The organism is Gordonia sp. NPDC003424 (assembly GCF_053588655.1).
On the sequence record NZ_JBSFQJ010000020.1, the window covers coordinates 50,016 to 68,711 of the forward strand.

The window sequence follows — 18,696 nt, forward strand, 5'->3', positions numbered from 1 at the left end:
GGGTGGTGCGTGTCCTGGCGGTTGCCGACGAGGTCGTCGAGTCGTTGACCTACGGCGTCGGACTCGGCGGGCGACCCGACCTGATCCTGGGTGCCGGTGACCTGCCGTTCGACTATCTCGAGGTGCTGTCCACGCTGTGCGACGCGCCCTGTGTCTTCGTGCCGGGTAACCACGACCGGGACCTGCGCGGCTACCGCAACGGGCACGGCGGCTGGACGCAAGCGGGTCTGCCGGTCGACGATCCGGGCCCGCGGGGCGCCATCAACGCCGACCGGCGAACGGTCACCGTCGCCGGGCTACGGATCAGTGGGCTCGGCGGCTGCCGCCGCTACAACCGCGGTCCCAATCAGTACAGCGACATACAGCAGCGCCTGCGCTCGTGGCGCCTGACCTGCACCCGTCCGGCACCCGACATCCTTCTCACCCACAGCCCGGCCCGCGGGGTGGGCGACGGCGACGACCTGCCCCACCGCGGATTCGACTGCTTCCACGGCCTCGTCCGGTCGCTGCATCCGGCGCTGCTCGTGCACGGGCACGTGCATCCGCACGGCGCCCATCCGACCGACAAGATCATCGGCGAGGACACGATCTCGATGAACGTCGTCGGATACTGCGAGTTCGACATCGAGCCCGGTGGCCGCGATCTGCAGATCGTGAGGCGACGTCATGGCGCGTGACACCGGGTTCCCGGACGCGGACGCGGAGAACGACTTCGCCCGGATGCGCCGGCAGGCCGAACTCGCCCGTCTGCAGGCCTGGTTCACGCGGCAACCCGCCGACGTCAACACCATCCTCCCGTTCGACGAGGTCGTCGCCGCCCTCGGCCGGCTCGGCGAGACACGTCTCGGGCTGCAACAGGTGGAGGTCGACACCATCGTCGGAAGTGTCGACCGCACAAAGGATTTCGACAGGTACTTTCGCCCGACATCGGGACGTATCCGGCCGCGGTGGCAGCGACTCGCGGCGGCGCAACGACGCGGCGAGTCGATGCCGCCGGTGCAGCTGTACCGAATCGGGACAATGCATTTCGTCATCGACGGCCATCATCGCGTGTCGATCGCGATCGCCCGCCACCTGCACACGATCGACGCCTACGTCACCGAGATCCACACGGCCATCTCACCGGACGGCATCAACGTCCCGTCGGATCTGCTCCTCAAAGACCATCGACGATTGTTCCTCTCCCGCATCCCGCTTCGCGGATCGCAGGCCGAGGCCATCCGCCTCGCCGACCCCGATGACTACTCCGGTCTCGCGGAGGCGGTGGAGGCGTGGGGCTTTCGGCTCTCCCAAGAGATCGGCGAATACGTCAGCCGGGTCGACGCGGCCCGACGCTGGTTCGGCGAGGAGTTCGTCCCGGTGGTCCGGATGGCACGTCGGGCGGGCATCCGACCGGATCTCGAGAGCGACGCCGAACTCTACATGTGGCTGGCGGGCGAGCGATATCGCCTGGTACGCAAGCACATCTGGGACGACGAGATCCTCCGGGAGCTCTCCGACCAGAACCGCCGGCGACGGCGCTGAGCCGTCAGGGCAGCCGCAGGTTGGCCCCCGAGGACTGGTCGAAGACCGCCACCTTGGCCGGGTCGTACCACAGTTCCACGTTGTCCCCGCGGGTGATCTTCGATTCCGGCGAGAGTCGGGCGATCATCTGTCCGCCACCGATTTCCGCGCCCGAGTCGGCCGACAGCTCGGCGAGCGCATCGCTGGCCGCCGCGGGCGCGTCGATCGTGAAGTAGGCGTAGATGTCCGAACCCATCGATTCGAGGACGTCGATGTTGGCCGTGAATGTCGCACCGGCAGAACGGGTGGCGTCATCGAGCAACCCGGGGTCCTCGAGATGTTCGGGGCGGATGCCGATCAGCACGTCGCCACCGCTCTGTGCGCGTTCGGCATTGCTCACCACCTGCTGGTGGTCGGGTACCGTGACGCGACCGATGGCGGTGTCGATGCCGTCGCCGCCGAGGCGCCCGGGGATGAAGTTCATGGCCGGTGATCCGATGAACCCGGCCACGAACAGGTTGGCCGGGCTGTTGTAGAGCTCCTGCGGGGTGCCGACCTGTTGCACGTAACCGCCGCGCAGCACGACGACGCGGTCGCCGAGGGTCATCGCCTCGGTTTGGTCGTGCGTGACGTAGACCGTGGTGGTGCCCAGACGGCTTTGCAGCCGCGCGATCTCGGCGCGCATCTGCACACGCAGCTTGGCGTCGAGGTTGGACAGCGGCTCGTCCATCAGGAACGCCTTGGGCTTGCGGACGATCGCCCGGCCCATCGCCACCCGCTGCCGTTGGCCACCGGAGAGATTGGCGGGCTTGCGATCCAGATACGGCTCCAGGTCCAGGATCCGGGCCGCCTCGTCGACCTTCTCCGCGATCTCGGTCTTGCTCATCTTCGCGAGAGTCAGTGGGAACGCGATGTTCTCGCGCACCGACATGTGGGGGTAGAGCGCGTAGCTCTGGAACACCATCGCGATGTCGCGGTCCTTGGGGGCCCGCTCGTTGACCCGCTCCCCACCGATCCGCAACTCGCCGGACGAGATGTCCTCGAGTCCGGCAATCATGTTGAGAGTGGTGGACTTCCCGCAGCCCGACGGCCCGACCAGGATGATGAACTCGCCGTCGGCGATCTCCACGTTGACGCCGTGCACCGCCGTCGAGCCATCCGGATATTGCTTGGTCACGTTGTCCAGAACGATGTCGGCCATGGGTTATCCCTTCACCGCGCCGGAGGTCAGACCGGCCACGATTCGACGTTGGAAGAAGAGCACGAAGATGATGATCGGGATGGTGATGACCACCGCGGCCGCGGCGATCGATCCGGTGGGTTCCTCGAACTGACTGCTGCCGGTGAAGTTCGCGATCGCGACCGGTGCGGTGATCGCCCGTTCGGTGGAGGTCAACGACAAGGCGAGCAGCAGGTCGTTCCAGGCGAAGATGAACACCAGGATCGCCGCGGTCACCACGCCCGGTGCGGCCAGCGGCGCGATCACCTTGGTGAACGCCTGGTACGGCGTGGCGCCGTCCATCTTGGCCGCTTTCTCCAACTCCCACGGGATCTCGCGGAAGAACGCCGACAGGGTGTAGATCGCCAGCGGCAACGCGAAGGTGATGTACGGGAGGATCAGGCCGGGCCAGGTGTCGAACAGGCCGAGATGCCGCTCGATGTTGAACAACGGTGTGACGAGCGAGATCTGCGGGAACATCGCGATCAGCAGGGCGGCGCCGATCAGCAGCTTCTTACCCGGGAAGTCCAGGCGCGCAACCGCATACGCAGCCATGGTGCCGAGCACCACCGCGATGACCGTGGTGATCAGGCCGATGCCGATGGAGTTGCGCAGCGCGCTGGTGAACGCGCTGGTCTCGAAGATGCCCTGGTAGTTCTCCCAGGTCCATTCCTTCGGGATGAAACTGCCGTCCTTGACGCTGCCCGGGGGTTTGAAGGACAAGCTGACGATCCACAGCAACGGGATGATCGCGTAGAGGACCACCAGGATGTTGACGATCGTCCACCAGACCCGGCTCTTCGCACTGTGCCGCACGATCTACCTCCCCTCGTTCTCGGAGCCGGGCGCCGCGGTGCCGAAGCCCTTGATGAAGATGAAGGCGATGAGCGCCACACACAGGAAGATCAGGATGCTGATCGCGGACCCGACACCGAGGTTGAACGCCTTGAAAAGGTTGTCATAGCCCAACATCGACACCGAGTAGGTGTTGTTGGAGCCGCGGGTCAGCACATAGATGTTGTCGAAGATGCGGAACGCGTCCAGCGTGCGGAACAGGAGCGCGACCAGGATGGCCGGTTTCATCAGCGGGATGATGATGCGCCACAGGCGAGTCCACGCACCCGCGCCGTCGACCTGGGCGGCCTTGAGCAGATCGTCGGGTACCAGGGCGAGTCCCGCCAGCAGCAGCAACGCCATGAACGGCGTGGTCTTCCACACCTCGGCGAGGATGATGATGAACAGCGACGGCCACTGCTCGGTGAGCGGTGCGCTCCCGTCGGGGAGCAGGTTGGCCAGGTAGCCGGTGCCCGGCGTCCACGCGTAGTACCAGGAGAACGCGGCCGCCGTGGTCACGATGCCGTACGGGATCAGCACCACGGTTCGGATGGTGCCCCGGCCGAAGATGGTGCGGTGCATCACCAACGCCACCGCCATACCGAGCACCAACTCGATGACCACGGACACGACGGTGATGAACAGCGTGATCAGAAGCGATGTCCACCAATAATTGTCGGTGAGCACGGTGGCATAGTTGCCCAGCCAGACGAACTCTCGCTCGCCCGGCGCGGACAGGCTCATCTTGTTCAGGGACAGCCAGAACGCGTAGACGATCGGGTAGCCGGTGACGAGCAGCATCATCAGCGCGGCCGGCGCGACGAGCCAGAACGCCAGGCGACGGTCGGCGGAGCGGCCCTCGCTGATCTTCCCGGCCTTCCCGGCCTTCTCGGCGTCGGGCCTGGTTGCGGTCGCGACCGCCGTCGTGCCCGCGGCCGTGGCCACCCCGGCCTCGTCGGTGCGTGCGGGCCGAGCCGTCTCGGCGGGCGGAATCCATTCTCCCGCACCGCCCCCACCGGAGCCGGCCTCGGCGGGCCGGCTCGACGCGGGTGGCCGCACCGACGGTTCGCGCGGGGTCCCGCCGCCCTGGTCGTTGGGCAGTGAGTGCCGACCCGCGCGCGCCTGCGCGTCGTCGTTGTCTCCGGTCGTCACGGGATCAGCCCTTCCCCATCGATCGCCTTCTGTACCTGCTCGGCGAGTTCGTCGACCTTCGTCTGTGGATCCCACGCGCCGACCGGGCTCAACGACGCGGTGATCAGAGTCGAAATCGCCTGGTAAACCGGAGATGCCGGTCGGATGGCGGCGTTCTCCGCCTCGAGTTGGGTGCGGATGTCGTCACCCATCGGATAGGCCGCCTTGAACGCCGGGTCGTCGTAGATCGAGGCGATGGTCGGCGGGGTGCCACCTTCGATGGCGTAGACCTTCTGCGCTTCCTCGCTGGTGAGACACTGCGCGGCCTGGAACGCCAGGTCCTTCTGCTGCGAGGTGCTCGCCACCGCGATGTTGATGCCGCCCAGCGTGGTTCGCGAGGGTTTGCCCTCGCGGATGCCGGGATAGCGGGCGAAATTGAACTTCGTGCGGACCGTCGCGTTCACCGGGCCGAGTTCGCTGTCGGCGGGCGGGTTGTCCGGGTCGGCGAACATCTCCTGGTACCGCGTCATCTCCTGGAAGAAGGGCACATCACCGGCTGCGGCATTCGACCGCATCGAGGAGAACACGAACGGCCAGTTGACCTCGAATGCGGCGTCTCCGTTCTCCATTCCGAGCCGGGCCGACGACTCGTCGGAGTTCGTCAGGGACGGATCGTGTCCCGGCGCGGTGGCGACCGCTTTCATGGTGCGCAGGGCGGTGACCGTCGCCTGGCGGTGCTCCGGGGTGTCGTTGAGCGTCTGCTTGTCCGGGTTTTTCGGATCCAACACGGCCCCGCCGGCACTGACGAGCAACGAGTTGAACCACACCATCAAGCCCTCATATTGCTTGCCCTGCACCATGATGTAACTCGGGCCGCCCTTTGCGCGGATCGCTTGGGTGTCGGCGATCATGCGCGCCCAGGTGGTCGGCGGCTGCCGCCCGTCGAGATATTGACGCATGAGATCGGGCCGGTACCACAGCAATTGAGTGTTGGTCCAGGTGGGAATCGCGTAGAGGCGCGCGGTGGGGTCATCGGCGGTCTTCCACAGGGCGGTCTCGAGCGGACCACCGAGAGTCACCGAGGCGACCTTCTTGGCCATGTCCTCGGGCACCGGGACAAGCCAACCGGCATCGGCGAACTCGGCCGTCCAGACCACGTCCATACCCATGAGGTCGAGTCCGTGGTCGTTACCGGCCAGGCGGCGGGCCAGCTGGAGTCGTTGGTCGTCGGCAGATTTCGGTAGCGGGATCGTCACGATCGTGTACGCGCCGTTGGACTCCTGCGAGCACTTCTGTCCGACCTTGTCGATGAACGACGCACCGTCGGCGGGCGGATAGATGTTGATGACACGGGGCGTGTAGCCGGAGCCGCACGCCGTCACGATCGGCAACGCGGTGGCCAGAGCCGCCGTCGCCACCAACAGCTTTCGCCTTACGCGCCTTGACGATCGGTCCCCCGATGGTCGAGAACTGTCCGAACTGCCAGAGCGGAACCGCACGCAGCCTCCTCGGTGTCGTTCCCGGTGCAGGAAGATCGGGCAGCACCGGTGGCCGTCTGCTGCGTAACGTTATCCGCCTACGTTCGTGACATGCAACACATTCGGCATGGGCGTGCCACAATGTTCGGAATCGTGATCTCCGACGAAGTGAATTGCTGTTTGTCGGTGACGAATTCGTGACCTCCGTCGATCCGCGCGTCAGCCCGGCGGGAGCTTGCTGAGCATGTCGCGAGCCCGCTCGGCGGACTTCGGATCGCAGATCACGTCGTATCGGCCGGCCACGAGTTGCATCGTCGACGCGAAATCGCGCTGTCCGCGGGTCGCGGCGTAAGGGATCGCGGTGGAGATCAATCCGAAGATGACGCCGCCGATGATGCCGAACAGCAGTGGCCCGGCGATCGATCCACCCACCACCAGGTAGACGAGCAGGCCGAAGAACAGGCCGAGCCACGCCCCCGACACCAGTCCGGTCCCGATCACCTTGCCCCAGGTCAACCGGCCGATGACACGCTCGACCTGCATGAGGTCGACACCGACGATCGTCACGTCCTGCACGGTGAAGTTCTCGTCGGAGAGGTAGTCGACGACCCGCTGCGCCTCGGCGTAGGTGCCGTAGGAGCCGATCGGCCAGCCCTTCGGCGGGGTCGGCAGGCCCTGTCCGGGTTGCCCCTGACGCATGGGGTTGGTCATGTCGTGGTCCTTCCGGCGTGTCGGTGCGCAGACACAGTCCATCGTCGCATTGCCACTACCCTTACTGCCATGGCGCCGGTGAGCAAGGTCTTCGTGGCCAGATTGGTCGGCCTCGCCGTGCTCGGACCCGACGGCGAGTCGATCGGTCGTGTGCGCGATGTGGTGATCGCCGTCCGCCTGCCCGGCCAGCAGCCGCGGGCGCTGGGCCTCGCGGTCGAGCTGACGACGCGCCGGCGGATCTTCGTCCCGATGCTGCGAGTCACCACCATCGAACCGCAGGCGGTCACGCTGAACACCGGAACGGTCAGCCTGCGCCGGCTGCACCTGCGGCCGGGTGAGGCGCTGGCCATCGGGCAGATCCTCGACACTCGGGTCCGCGTCGACGATCCCGACCTCGCCGACCTCGCCGCCGTCGACGTCACCGTCGTCGATCTGGGGATCGAACGCACCCGCACCCGTGACTGGGTGGTGGCGCGGGTCGCGGTCCGCAGCGGGCGCAAGGGGTTCCGGCGGCGCGGGGAAACCCACGTCGTCGACTGGACCCACGTGCACGGGCTCACCCAGACCGCGCTGGACCTGCCGGGCCAGGGTGTGGCGCAGGCGCTGATGCAGTTCGAGGGGATGCGCGCCGCCGACGTCGCCAACGCACTGCGTGAGCTCCCGACCAAACGCCGCGACGAGATCGCCGCCGCCCTCGACGACGAGCGCCTCGCCGACGTGCTCCAGGAACTGCCGCCCGACGACCAGACGGACATGCTCGCCCATCTCGACATCGATCGGGCGGCCGACATCCTCGAGGCGATGGACCCCGACGACGCGGCCGACCTGCTCGGCGAGCTGCCCGACGCCGAGGCCGAGTCCCTGCTCGAGTTGATGGACCCCGAGGAGTCCGAACCGGTCCGACGGCTGCTCACCCATTCCCCGGACACCGCCGGCGGTCTGATGACCTCCGAGCCGATCATCGTGACCCCGGCCACGACGATCGCGGAAGCCCTTGCGCGCGTGCGTGATCCGGATGTGACGCCGGCCGCGGCGAGCCTGGTGTTCGTGGTGCGTCCACCGACCGCGACCCCGACCGGCAAGTACCTCGGATGCACGCATCTGCAGGCGCTGCTGCGTGAACCACCGGCGAACATCGTCGGCGGCATCGTCGACACCGACCTGTCGCATCTGCGTCCGGAGGATTCGCTGGAGACCGTGACCCGCTACTTCGCGACCTACAACCTGGTGTGCGGGCCCGTCGTCGACGACGAAGGACATCTGTTGGGGGCTGTCACCGTCGACGACCTGCTCGACGATCTGCTGCCCCGCGACTGGCGCGAAACCGAACCCGACGACGAGTCGGCCGATCCGGCCGGAACCGCGGGGGCACGTCCGTGAGCACCGACCAGGCCGGGCGCCGACTCGACACACCACGGCCGCGTAGGGGATTCTCGTTCAACCTCGACGACGACGTGATCGGCAAGTACGCCGAACGCATCGCGCGATTCCTCGGCACCGGGCGCTACCTGCTCATCCAGACCGTCATCGTGGTCGTCTGGATCGCCATCAATCTGGTTGCCGTGTCGCTGCGGTTCGACCCCTACCCGTTCATCCTGCTCAACCTCGCGTTCTCCACGCAGGCCGCCTACGCGGCCCCGCTGATCCTGCTCGCCCAGAACCGGCAGGAGAACCGGGACCGGATCGCGCTCGACGAGGACCGGATGCGTGCTGCGCAGACCAAGGCCGACACCGAGTTCCTGGCGCGGGAACTCGCCGCGGTGCGGCTGGCGGTCGGCGACACGGTCAGCCGCGATTACCTGCGTCGGGAACTCGACGATCTGCTCCACGAGCTGACCGAACGCCTGGTCACCGGCCGGCCGGATCTCTCCCGGCCGATCGGCGACGACGACGATCACCCGTCGCGTCACGAACCCAGCCGTCGCCACCACGACGGCTCCGGATCACGCTGACACTGAGAATTGTCGGGTTCGGTCTCTGGGACGACCGACCCATATGTATCGTGAGTCACGTCGGCCGTCTTAGACGTCCCCACCGCCCTCGGTGAGGTGTGCGGACTCGGTAACGGTGCGGCGTGGTGGCCACGATTGACCTCGGGGGCGGGGATATGCACTTGTGCGACGAGTTTGGAGTACGTGTGAGCGGACGGTCGACAGCCGTGGCGGGGAGCGTGCAGTGGTGAGTCCACGCGTGTTCCGACGCGCCCGGGGTCCGCGCCGTGACCGGGTGCCACGGCGCGCGCTGTCGGTGGGGGCCGGAGGCATCCTGGTCGGCGCCATGGTGCTCGGCGCCGCGACGTCGAGTGCCCAGGGCGATGCGGTGGCGGCTGCGCCCGTCGAGACCGCTGCGCCGACCGCCGCCGTCGATGTCGTGCCGGGTGCGCCGGTCGCGCTGCTCGGTTTCGCGCCGCCCCCGAAGAAGGTCGTCGAGCCCGCGGTCACACCGCAGTTCCGCATCGCCGCTGACCTGCCGATCGGGCCGCTGGGCATTCCCGGCGTCGTACTGCAGGCCTACAAGCTCGCGGCCAACCGGGTCGGCGCCGAGGAACCGCAGTGCAAACTGCCGTGGTTCCTGCTCGCCGGCATCGGCCGGATCGAGTCCAACCACGCGTCGAACGGTTCGGTGGATCAGTACGGAACGACGATCAATCCCATCCTGGGCCCGGTTCTCGACGGGTCGCTGCCGGGCAACGCGGTGATCACCGACGGTCGCGGCGGCCATGTCAGCGCGATGGGCCCGATGCAGTTCATCCCGAGCACCTGGGCGGCGTGGGGGTCCGACGCCAACGGTGACGGCAAGGCCGACCCGAACAACATCTTCGATGCGACGTACTCGGCGGGCCGCTACCTGTGCGCCGGCGTCACCGACATCATGGCGTCGAACAACAAGGTCGCCGCGGTCATGCGCTACAACCACTCGCTCGAGTACGCGACCAACGTGCTGGCGTGGGCGGCCGCGTATGCGACCGGCGTAATGCCGACCAACCCGATCCCCGAGCCCAAACGCCCGGTCGACAAGAAGAAGAAAAAGCCGAAGAAGCCGTCGTCGAGCACGACGACGACCACTCCCGGCACCACCACGACCACGCCGGAGACCACGACACCGCCACCACCGACCTGCCTCGGCGCGCTGTGTCTGCCACCGAACATGATCCCGCGGCAACTCCTGCCACCACAGCTGCTGCCGGCACCGGCTCCCGCACCGAAACCGCCTGCCACCACCGCGGCACCCAAGTCGCCGGCACCCAAGTCGCCGGCACCCAAGTCGCCGGCGAAGCCCGCGCCGACGACCAAGCCGCGCCCGGGAGCAGCGGCGACGACGACCCCCGCCACCGCGGGCTGAGTCGGTCCGGATCGGGCATCCGCCGACCGCCCGATAAACTGGCGGTGATGACTACCGGAGTTGTACCCACCGAAGCCACGGTCCGCGCCGCCCTGTCCAAGGTCGACGATCCCGAGATCGGCAAACCCATCACCGACCTCGGCATGGTGAAGTCGATCGTGGTGAAACCGGACGCGAGCGTCGACGTCGTGGTGTACCTGACCACGTCCGGGTGCCCGATGCGCAGCGAGATCTCCGGCCGGGTCGAACGTGCGGTCGCCGATGTGCCCGGCGTCGGCGCGATCCGCGTCGACCTCGACGTGATGGACGACGAGCAGCGCACCGAGCTGCGCAAGAAGCTGCGTGGCGACAAGGCCGAACCGGTGATCCCGTTCGCCCAGCCCGGCTCACTGACCCGCGTGTACGCCGTCGCATCCGGCAAGGGTGGCGTCGGCAAGTCCAGCGTGACGGTCAATCTGGCGACCGCTCTGGCCCAGCGCGGACTGTCCGTCGGTGTCCTCGACGCGGACATCTACGGTCACTCGGTGCCCCGCATGCTCGGCAGCGACGCCAAACCCACGCAGGTCGAGCGGATGATCATGCCGCCGATCAGCCACGGGGTGAAGTTCATCTCGATCGGTCAGTTCACCGACGGCAACACCCCCGTCACCTGGCGCGGACCCATGCTGCACCGCGCGCTGCAACAGTTCCTGGCCGACGTGTACTGGGGCGATCTGGACGTCCTCCTGCTCGACCTGCCCCCCGGCACCGGCGACGTCGCGATCTCGATCGCACAGCTGATCCCGGGGGCGGAGATCCTCGTGGTCACCACCCCCCAGCAGGCGGCGGCGGAAGTGGCCGAGCGGGCCGGCGCGATCGCGCTGCAGACACGGCAGAAGATCCTCGGCGTGGTGGAGAACATGTCCTGGCTCGAGCTGCCGGACGGCTCGCGGATGGAACCCTTCGGTTCGGGCGGCGGCGCCCGGGTGGCCGAGCGCCTCACCCGGGCGGTCGGCGCGCCGGTCGAACTGCTCGGACAGATCCCCCTCGAACAGGCGTTGCGTGAGGGCGGTGACGCCGGCGAGCCGGTGGTGCTGTCGGCCCCCGACTCCGTATCGGGGTCGGCCTTGCGCGCCGTGGCGGACAAGCTCGCCGTCCGGCGTCGCGGATTGGCCGGCATGAGTCTGGGCATCGACACCATGCGACGCGGCTGACGCCTGCCCTAGGTAGCGTCCCAATCCGTGACGTCGTGGCGCCGCCGTTCGGGTTCGGGTTGCGGCATGGGCGCCGACACCGGCTTGATCTCCGGGGTCTCGGTGGTGGAGCGGTCGACGGTGGTCGCGTCGAGACCGGCGGTGAAGATCGAGTCGTCCCCGTCGAGCAGGTGTTTGGTCACGATGGCGCGCGGGGTCATTCCCCGCAATTCGTTCAACTCGGACAACGGTTTGCGCAGTTCGTCGAATTCCGGCCCGAGTTCGTCCTTCAGCTGATTGGTCGCACCGGTCGCGTAGTCGCGCACCTGCCGGACGGATTTCATGGTCCAGGACACCGCGTCGGGCAGGCGTTCGGGACCCAGAATGATCAATCCGGCCGCGAGCAGAACCAGGATCTCGCCCCAACCGATGCTGCTGAACATCTACCGCTCCTACTACCCGCCTGTACGCCGACCGTGCGGTCCGCGCTCAATCGCTCTGCGGCGTGATCGTGCCGTCGAATGTCCGGCCGTCGCGCCAGTACGTGAACGGCACCGTCTGACCGATCTTCACGGTCCGGTATGCCACCGTCAATTCGTCGGCGCCGTCGATCTGCCGTCCGTTGAAGGAGGTGATGACGTCGCCCTCTTTCACCCCGGCCTGATCGGCGGGACCGCCTTCCACCACGTTGACCACCTGGGCGCCGAGGACCCGGTCGTTGCGGACCGACGCGGCGTTCACGCCGATCTGCGGATGGTCGACCTTGCCCTGTTTGATCAGGGTCTGGGCGATCGGGATGGCCTGGTTGATCGGGATGGCGAACCCGAGCCCGACCGAACCGCCGCCGGGCAGGAGACCAGCGGTGTTGATGCCGACCACCGCGGCGGCGTCGTCGACCAACGGTCCGCCCGAGTTGCCGGGATTGATCGAGGCATCGGTCTGGATGGCGTCGATCACCGCGTCGGTGTCGGATTCGGCATCCGGCCGGAGCGCCTGCGGTCGATGCAACGCACTGACGATGCCGCTGGTGACGGTGCGGTCGAGGCCGAGCGGCGAGCCGAAGGCCACGACCTCCTCACCGATCTGCAGCTTGTCCGAGTCGCCGAGTTTGGACACCGTCAGGTTGTCGATGTTGTCGACCTTGATCACGGCCAGATCCGTCTTGGTGTCTCGCCCGACGATGCGCGCCGGCACCCTCTTGCGGTCGAAGAAGACCACTTCGAGTTTGGCGTTGCGATCGTTGGCTGCCATCGAGATGACGTGGTTGTTCGTGACGATGTATCCGTCTTTGTCGACGATGAAGCCCGATCCGGTGCCGAAGGCGCTGGCGGTCCGCACGTCGATGGCCACCACCGACTTCTCCACCGCCTGGGCGACGCGCGCGACCGCCGACCGTGGGGCGGTACCGCGATCGCCGTCCCCCTGGGACAGCTCCACGGACTCGGAGTTCAACGGCGACACGACTTCGGCGGTCCACCGGCCGACCAGACCGCCGAACAGCCCGATGAGCAGTGCGACGACGGCCAGCGTCGACAGCGCCACCCAGCTGACCCGCTTGCCGAACAGCACGTCCTGAATGCCGAGTTTGGGCCCCGGGTCGGTGGGCTCGACCGGAGTGGGGGCGGTGAGCGCCGGCCGGTCGAGCGCCGCGGGGCTTTCCGGATCGCGCCACGGATCCTCGGGTGGCGGCGGGCTCTCGTCCTGCCCGTAGGAGGCCAGCGGATCGCGCTGGAGCGTCTCGGTTTCGTCGGTGGGGCGGCCGAACGCCTCGGCGAGCACCGGGTCGGGCGGCGCGACGGTCGGTTCGGGTCGTTCACCGGGTGCGGACTGCGCGAACGACCCCTCGACGCCGCTCGGTCGGCCGAACACCGCAGCAGTTTCACGGGACACCGGAGCATGCCGAGAAGCGTTGGCCGTCAAGGTATTCCGAGTCGGGTCAGCGCCCGGCGCGGCATCCGACCAGTGCGCTGTGTCATCGGGCGCGGTCTCGTCGGGGCTCTCGATCGCGTTGTCTCCGGTGTTCTCCACGGGTCAGCGGCCCCGCCAGCGACTCATCCGGCCGCGCGTGTTGGGGTGAGCGGCGGTGTCGCGGTGCGCGTCGTCGGGTCGGCTGGTCTCGGTGACCGGGAAGCCGGGTGCGAGTGGTCCGTCGGGCGTGAGCGGTGACCGGGTGTCGGGCGCCTGCGTGACATCGATCTCCCGGGTCGGGATCTGACTGAGCTGTCCGAGCAGGCCGGCGGGCAACGAGACGTCCCCGGCCGAACGCAGGCGGGAACGAGCGGCGATCTGGGCGTCGACGGCGGCCGTGCACTCGGTGCACAGCGCGAGGTGTTGCGCGGCCCGCATATGGGCGGTCATACCGAGTTCGCCGTCGACGAATGCGGCGATCGCCTCGGCGGCCAGGTGTTCGGTGGGTGCGAAGCGGCGTCCCCCGGGTGTGCCCGGGGCGCGGTAGGTGCGATTGGGAGAGAACGACGTGGTCACCGGCGTCCAGGTGGCCGGATTCCAGGCCGACCGCCGTCGCCGACGGAGATCCGACGTGGGTAGCGGGTTGTCGTCCCGCTCCCCCGAGGTGGGATTTCCTCGGTTGCTCTCCATCACATCTCTCACCCCTTCCACGCACGCGGCCGGGTGCGCCGTCGCCTCTCTACGTTCGTCCACGCTACTGCGCTGACGCCGAGTGTGCCGCCGCACGTGTCCCCGACACGGCCACTCAGCCTATCCGAGTGTGACAACGACGCCGGACGGCGCGGGGTTCCCGGGCGTGACATCCGGGACAGATCAGGACTAGTTCGGGTCGCTACCGATGGCGACGGATCGGCTGCCGGTGTGTCCCTTGGCGGCCAGATGGTCGCGGATGGCCTGCCGGCCGCGGTGGATGCGGCTACGGACCGTGCCGAGCTTCACACCGAGGGTGGTGGCGATCTCCTCGTACGACAGGCCTTCGATGTCGCACAGGACGACGGCCGCGCGGAACTCGGGCGGTAGCGCGTCGAGCGCCTGTTGCAGATCCGGATCCAGGTTGGCGTCGTGGAAGATCTGTTCCGGGTTCGGCGTGTCGGCCGGGACCCGGTCGTATTCCTCGGGGAGCGCCTCCATGCGGATCTTGCTGCGGCGGCGGACCATGTCGAGGAACAGGTTCGTGGTGATGCGGTGCAGCCAGCCCTCGAAGGTGCCGGGCTTGTAGTTCGACAGCGACCGGAAGACACGGATGAACGTCTCCTGGGTGAGATCCTCGGCGTCGTGCTGATTGCCGGACAGGCGATAGGCCAGGCGGTACACCCGATCGGCGTGCTCGCGCACCAACTCGTCCCACGATGGCATCAGCGTGTTGTCGCCGGTGGCATCGAAGCCGGCCGTCCCGGCCGGGACGACGTCTGCAGACCCCATGGGATCAGTCATGTTGGGTGGCCAGTTCCCTTCCCCTGCGCATCCGCCCGGGCGACGAATGTTCACGATGGTCAACACCGCTGGTCGCGGATTGATTCCGCGGCGATGGACTAACCCTCTCCCACCGGCGTGTGGTCGCCGTATGAGTGTCCTGAGGTTTCGCTGAGGATGTGGGCCAGACCCGACTTCGCCTGCTCACAGGCGTGGGATCGTCGCAAACCGCCCGTCGCGTCATAACCTCATGGGGTGACCGAATCAACCGGGAATTCCCAGGCGGCGGGGCGGGCCGCGCTCAACGACTACGCGGAGACGGCGATCGTCGAAGACGACGCCCTGGTCGCCGCCCGGGCCCGCGCCGACGAACTCGGTGCCACGCCCATCGCACCCTCGGTCGGCGCGTTGCTCGCATTGTTGGCCCGATCCTGTGACGCGCATGCGGTGGTCGAGATCGGCACCGGCGCCGGCGTCAGCGGCCTGTGGCTGCTCAACGGGATGGCATCCGACGGCGTGCTCACCACGATCGACCCGGAACCCGAACACCATCGGGCGGCCCGGCAGTCGTTCGCGAGCGCGCAGATCGCGCCCACCCGCACCCGACTCATCAACGGCACCCCTCGCGACGTACTCCCGCGACTTGCGGACAAGTCCTACGACCTCGTCTTCGTCGACGGGCCGTTGATCCATCTGCCGACCTACGTGTCCGAGGCGATCCGGATATTGCGGCCCGGCGGCGTGGTGGTGGTCCACAACGCGACCGCCGACGGCGCCGTCGCCGACCGGTCACGCACGGATCCGCCGGCCGCCGCCGCCCGCGAGGCGGCGATGATCATCGCCGACGACGAGCGACTGCTGCCGGTCGTCATCCCACTCGGCGCCGGGGTGCTGGCCGCGGCGAAGGCGCGCTGACCCCGGCGCGCCGAGGACACCGTCAGATGTCGGTGGAGAAGCGGATGCCGTTGTCCGGCACCTGAACTCCCGGCCACACCCGGGCCCCGCGCAGCAGCTCGCAGCGTGCGCCGATGTCGGCGCCGTCGCCCACCACGGTGTCGCGCAGCAGCGCCCGCGGACCGATCCGCGCACCGAATCCGATGATGCAGCGTTCCACCACCGCACCGGCCTCGATCACCGCGCCGTCGAAGACGACCGCACCGTCGAGGCGGGCACGCGGACCGATCTCGGCGCCCCGGCCGACGACGGTGCCGCCGATCAGCACCGCGCCCGGTCCCACTCCGGCCCCCTCGTGCACCAGGGACTCCCCGTGCCGGTCGCCGAGCGCCGGCGAGGGCGCGATACCACGCACCAGGTCCGCCGAACCGCGGACGAAGTCCTCCGGGGTACCCATGTCGCGCCAGTAGGCGTGGTCGACGTGGCCCTGGATGTGTCGCCCCTCGGCGAGCAGTCTCGGGAAGACCTCGCGCTCCACCGACACGGGCCGGCCGGGCGGGATCTGCTCGATGATCGAACGCTTGAACACGTAGGTGCCGGCGTTGATCTGATCGGTCGGCGGGTCCTGCGTCTTCTCGAGGAAGTCGGTCACCCGGCCGGTCTCGTCGGTCGGTACGCACCCGAACGCGCGCGGATCGCTGACGCGGACCAGATGCATGGTGACGTCCGCGTCACTCTCCGCGTGCGTGGTCAGCACCTCGCGAATATCGGTGCCGCCCAACACGTCTCCGTTGAACACCAGGATGGTGTCGGCGGTCAGGTCGTCGAGGACGTTGCGGATGCCGCCGCCGGTGCCCAGGGGTTCGGTCTCGGTCACGTACCGCAGCTTCAGCCCGAGCTTGGACCCGTCGCCGTAGTACTCGGAGAACACATGCGCCTGGAACGAGGTGCTGAGCACCACGTCGTCGACGCCGGCCGCCTTGATCCGCGACAGCAGGTGCGTGAGGAACGGGACCCCCGCGGTCGGCAGCATCGGTTTGGGGGCCGAGAGCGTCAGCGGACGCAGCCGCGTGCCCTTGCCACCGACGAGCACCACCGCCTGCACGGCCGGCGAGGCGGACGGATTCTCACTGGTCATTGGGGGTTCCTCCCGAATTGCTGTCCCGACTGCGGCGGGCCGCGAGGACCGCGACCCGAGAGCGTGCGGCCAGGCCGACGCGAAGGGCGAGGCGCAGGGGCGCCCGCCACGGACCGGGGTTACGGTCCGCCTGGAATCGATAGGCGCTGCGGTGGTGCGCCGGCAGCATCTTCTCCGGATCGCGTCCCGCCGCATGACCTTTGGTGTGGACGATCTCCGCGCTGGGCACGTAGACGTTGAGCCAGCCGTCCTTGCCGAGTCGGTCGCCGAGATCGACGTCCTCCATATACATGAAGTAGCGCGTGTCGAAGCCACCCACCGCGTCGAACGCCGCGCGGCGCATCAGCAGACACGAGCCGGAGAGCCAGCCCACCGGCCGTTCGCTCGGCGGGGCGTCGTCGGCGCGGTAGGCGCGCGTCCACGGATTCGACTTCCAGATCGTGCCGAACAGCGCGTGGCCCACGCCGGACACCAGGTCGGGGACGCGGCGTGCCGACGGATAGACCGACCCGTCGGGCTCACGGATCAGCGGCCCCAGGGATCCGGCCCGCGGCCAGCGTCGTGCGGCGGCGAGGAGTTCGTCCAGCGAGTCCGGCCCCCAGTCGACGTCGGGGTTGGCGATCGCGATGAACTCGACGTCCGGATCGACCTCGGCGACCGCACGGTTGATGCCACCGCCGTAGCCGAGATTCCCCCCGGTGTGGATGAGCGTGACGTTGTCGAACTCCTGCTCAGCGGCCTCGGGAGCACCGTCGGTCGACCCGTTGTCGGCGATGATCACCCGTGGCTGGGTCTCGGTCGCCTTCTCCAGGCTGCGCAAGAACGTCGTGAGATGTTCCCCCGAGGAATATGTCACCGTCACGACGGCAAGCTGAGCGGTCACCGGGTCAGGGTAACCAACTCCGCGGTCCGTGCGCGGCGCCGCGTCACCGGGCCCGTCAGCCATGCACCGTCGCGCCCGTGACAACCGCGGCGTGCAGAGCCGATCGCCAGTCACGCAGAGGCGTCAGGCCGGCGGCCGTCCACGACGCCCCGGACAGCACCGAATACGCAGGTCGCGGAGCCGGCCGTGGGAACTCGGCGGTGGTGCACGGGTGGACGCGTCCGGGGTCGGCGCCGACCTCGGCGAAGACCGCGCGCGCCACCTCGTACCACGTGACGCTGCCCTCGTTTGTGGCGTGCAACACCGCGCCCGCAGTCACCTCGCGAAACCGGGGTTCGGCGAGTTCCCAGAGTCCGGCGGCGAGATCGACGGCGTAGGTCGGCGACCCGGTCTGGTCGTCGACGACGGTGATCTGGTCACGGTCGGCCTCGAGGCGCCGCATCGTGCCGACGAAATCCGGGCTGTCGCGATGGCCGGTATAGACCCAGGCGGTGCGCACGACCGTCGCCCGCGGATCAGCGGCCGCCATGGCTCGCTCCCCGTCGAGTTTGGTGGCGCCGTACACCGTCTCCGGCACGCCGGTGACGTCTCCGGGTTCGTACGGCCGCGTGCGTCGCGGCGCGTCGTCGGTGGCGGCCGCCCCGGCGAAGACATAGTCGGTCGAGACGTGGATCAGCCGGGCACCGGCCGCGGAAGCGATCCGGGCCAGGTTCTCGGGCCCGTCCCGATTGACCGCGGTGGCCGACACGACGTCGGATTCGGCGGCGTCGACATTGGTGTACGCAGCGCAATTCAGCACGACGTCGTCGGCCTGCAACGCGGCGAGGGCCGCGCGCACCGACGAGGAATCGGTGATGTCGATGTCGGCCGATGTGAGCGCACGGACGGTCGTGTCCGTCGCGGGGTTGTTCCGCAACGCGGTTCCCAGCTGGCCACCGGCGCCGACGATGTAGGTGGTCGAACTCATGGCACACATCGTGCCGTACCCGCACGCTCGGGACATGTCGGGC

General features: G+C 68.3%; 19 protein-coding genes. 7 read left to right on the forward strand and 12 right to left on the reverse strand.

Translation table 11 applies throughout. The features are described from left to right. The first annotated feature begins 2 nt into the window (after positions 1 to 2). The gene (locus ACWDTI_RS22690; protein WP_449740381.1) at positions 3 to 677 is read left to right on the forward strand and encodes a metallophosphoesterase family protein; all 675 of its coding nucleotides are present in this window, start codon (positions 3 to 5) and stop codon (positions 675 to 677) included. Continuing rightward, a complete protein-coding gene (locus tag ACWDTI_RS22695) occupies positions 667 to 1,524 on the forward strand; it encodes a chromosome partitioning protein ParB (RefSeq protein WP_449740382.1) in 858 nt (285 codons plus the stop codon). The genes ACWDTI_RS22690 and ACWDTI_RS22695 overlap by 11 nt, the downstream gene beginning before the upstream one ends. A 4-nt stretch (positions 1,525 to 1,528) precedes the next feature. Here the strand turns inward: ACWDTI_RS22695 and ACWDTI_RS22700 are convergent, their stop codons facing one another. From ACWDTI_RS22700 to ACWDTI_RS22720, 5 genes are all read right to left on the reverse strand, one after another. Then, on the reverse strand, positions 1,529 to 2,704 hold the full coding sequence (locus ACWDTI_RS22700) for an ABC transporter ATP-binding protein (protein WP_449740383.1): 1,176 nt from the start codon (positions 2,702 to 2,704) through the stop codon (positions 1,529 to 1,531). Positions 2,705 to 2,707: 3 nt separating this feature from the next. Then, entirely contained in the window at positions 2,708 to 3,538 is an 831-nt protein-coding gene (locus ACWDTI_RS22705) for a carbohydrate ABC transporter permease (protein WP_449740384.1), read from the reverse strand. 3 nt (positions 3,539 to 3,541) lie between these two features. Continuing rightward, on the reverse strand, positions 3,542 to 4,708 hold the full coding sequence (locus ACWDTI_RS22710; RefSeq protein WP_449740385.1) for a carbohydrate ABC transporter permease: 1,167 nt from the start codon (positions 4,706 to 4,708) through the stop codon (positions 3,542 to 3,544). After that, the gene (locus ACWDTI_RS22715) at positions 4,705 to 6,108 is read right to left on the reverse strand and encodes an ABC transporter substrate-binding protein (protein ID WP_449740386.1); all 1,404 of its coding nucleotides are present in this window, start codon (positions 6,106 to 6,108) and stop codon (positions 4,705 to 4,707) included. The genes ACWDTI_RS22710 and ACWDTI_RS22715 overlap by 4 nt, the downstream gene beginning before the upstream one ends. 276 nt (positions 6,109 to 6,384) lie before the next feature. Further along, positions 6,385 to 6,876 (reverse strand): general stress protein, encoded by a 492-nt coding sequence (locus ACWDTI_RS22720; RefSeq protein WP_449740387.1) that lies wholly within the window; start codon positions 6,874 to 6,876, stop codon positions 6,385 to 6,387. Positions 6,877 to 6,945: 69 nt separating this feature from the next. On the opposite strand from ACWDTI_RS22720, the gene ACWDTI_RS22725 reads away from it, so the two are divergent. The 4 genes from ACWDTI_RS22725 (at position 6,946) to ACWDTI_RS22740 (ending at position 11,411) form a co-directional block, all read left to right on the forward strand. Next, complete coding sequence (locus tag ACWDTI_RS22725) at positions 6,946 to 8,256, forward strand: magnesium transporter MgtE N-terminal domain-containing protein (RefSeq protein ID WP_449740388.1); 1,311 nt, start codon at positions 6,946 to 6,948, stop codon at positions 8,254 to 8,256. Beyond that, the gene (locus ACWDTI_RS22730) at positions 8,253 to 8,828 is read left to right on the forward strand and encodes a DUF1003 domain-containing protein (protein ID WP_449740389.1); all 576 of its coding nucleotides are present in this window, start codon (positions 8,253 to 8,255) and stop codon (positions 8,826 to 8,828) included. Before ACWDTI_RS22725 ends, ACWDTI_RS22730 begins: the two co-directional genes overlap by 4 nt. Positions 8,829 to 9,054: 226 nt before the next feature. Beyond that, a complete protein-coding gene (locus tag ACWDTI_RS22735; RefSeq protein WP_449740435.1) occupies positions 9,055 to 10,218 on the forward strand; it encodes a lytic murein transglycosylase in 1,164 nt (387 codons plus the stop codon). 47 nt (positions 10,219 to 10,265) lie between these two features. Further along, positions 10,266 to 11,411, forward strand: a complete 1,146-nt coding sequence (locus ACWDTI_RS22740) for an Mrp/NBP35 family ATP-binding protein (protein ID WP_449740390.1) — start codon at positions 10,266 to 10,268, stop codon at positions 11,409 to 11,411. 8 nt (positions 11,412 to 11,419) lie between these two features. Here ACWDTI_RS22740 and tatB read toward each other — a convergent pair whose 3' ends face one another. From tatB to sigE, 4 genes are all read right to left on the reverse strand, one after another. Then, on the reverse strand, positions 11,420 to 11,833 hold the full coding sequence (gene tatB / locus ACWDTI_RS22745) for a Sec-independent protein translocase protein TatB (RefSeq protein ID WP_449740391.1): 414 nt from the start codon (positions 11,831 to 11,833) through the stop codon (positions 11,420 to 11,422). Positions 11,834 to 11,879: 46 nt separating this feature from the next. Continuing rightward, positions 11,880 to 13,310 carry a S1C family serine protease gene (locus tag ACWDTI_RS22750; protein ID WP_449740436.1) on the reverse strand — a complete coding sequence of 477 codons (1,431 nt, stop codon included), beginning with the start codon at positions 13,308 to 13,310 and terminating at the stop codon, positions 11,880 to 11,882. 111 nt (positions 13,311 to 13,421) lie between these two features. Further along, positions 13,422 to 13,991 (reverse strand): hypothetical protein, encoded by a 570-nt coding sequence (locus tag ACWDTI_RS22755; RefSeq protein WP_449740392.1) that lies wholly within the window; start codon positions 13,989 to 13,991, stop codon positions 13,422 to 13,424. A 186-nt stretch (positions 13,992 to 14,177) separates the two neighbouring features. Continuing rightward, positions 14,178 to 14,792 (reverse strand): RNA polymerase sigma factor SigE, encoded by a 615-nt coding sequence (gene sigE, locus ACWDTI_RS22760; protein WP_449740393.1) that lies wholly within the window; start codon positions 14,790 to 14,792, stop codon positions 14,178 to 14,180. A gap of 234 nt (positions 14,793 to 15,026) precedes the next feature. On the opposite strand from sigE, the gene ACWDTI_RS22765 reads away from it, so the two are divergent. After that, positions 15,027 to 15,686, forward strand: a complete 660-nt coding sequence (locus tag ACWDTI_RS22765; RefSeq protein ID WP_449740394.1) for an O-methyltransferase — start codon at positions 15,027 to 15,029, stop codon at positions 15,684 to 15,686. Positions 15,687 to 15,708: 22 nt separating this feature from the next. Here ACWDTI_RS22765 and ACWDTI_RS22770 read toward each other — a convergent pair whose 3' ends face one another. From ACWDTI_RS22770 to rfbD, 3 genes are read right to left on the reverse strand one after another with little or no spacing between them, the layout of a single operon-like run. After that, positions 15,709 to 16,803 (reverse strand): sugar phosphate nucleotidyltransferase, encoded by a 1,095-nt coding sequence (locus ACWDTI_RS22770; protein WP_449740395.1) that lies wholly within the window; start codon positions 16,801 to 16,803, stop codon positions 15,709 to 15,711. After that, entirely contained in the window at positions 16,793 to 17,686 is an 894-nt protein-coding gene (locus ACWDTI_RS22775) for a glycosyltransferase family 2 protein (protein ID WP_449740396.1), read from the reverse strand. The genes ACWDTI_RS22770 and ACWDTI_RS22775 overlap by 11 nt, the downstream gene beginning before the upstream one ends. A 55-nt stretch (positions 17,687 to 17,741) precedes the next feature. Beyond that, positions 17,742 to 18,653, reverse strand: coding sequence for a dTDP-4-dehydrorhamnose reductase (rfbD, locus tag ACWDTI_RS22780; protein ID WP_449740397.1), 912 nt, complete (start codon positions 18,651 to 18,653; stop codon positions 17,742 to 17,744). Positions 18,654 to 18,696 lie beyond the last annotated feature (43 nt).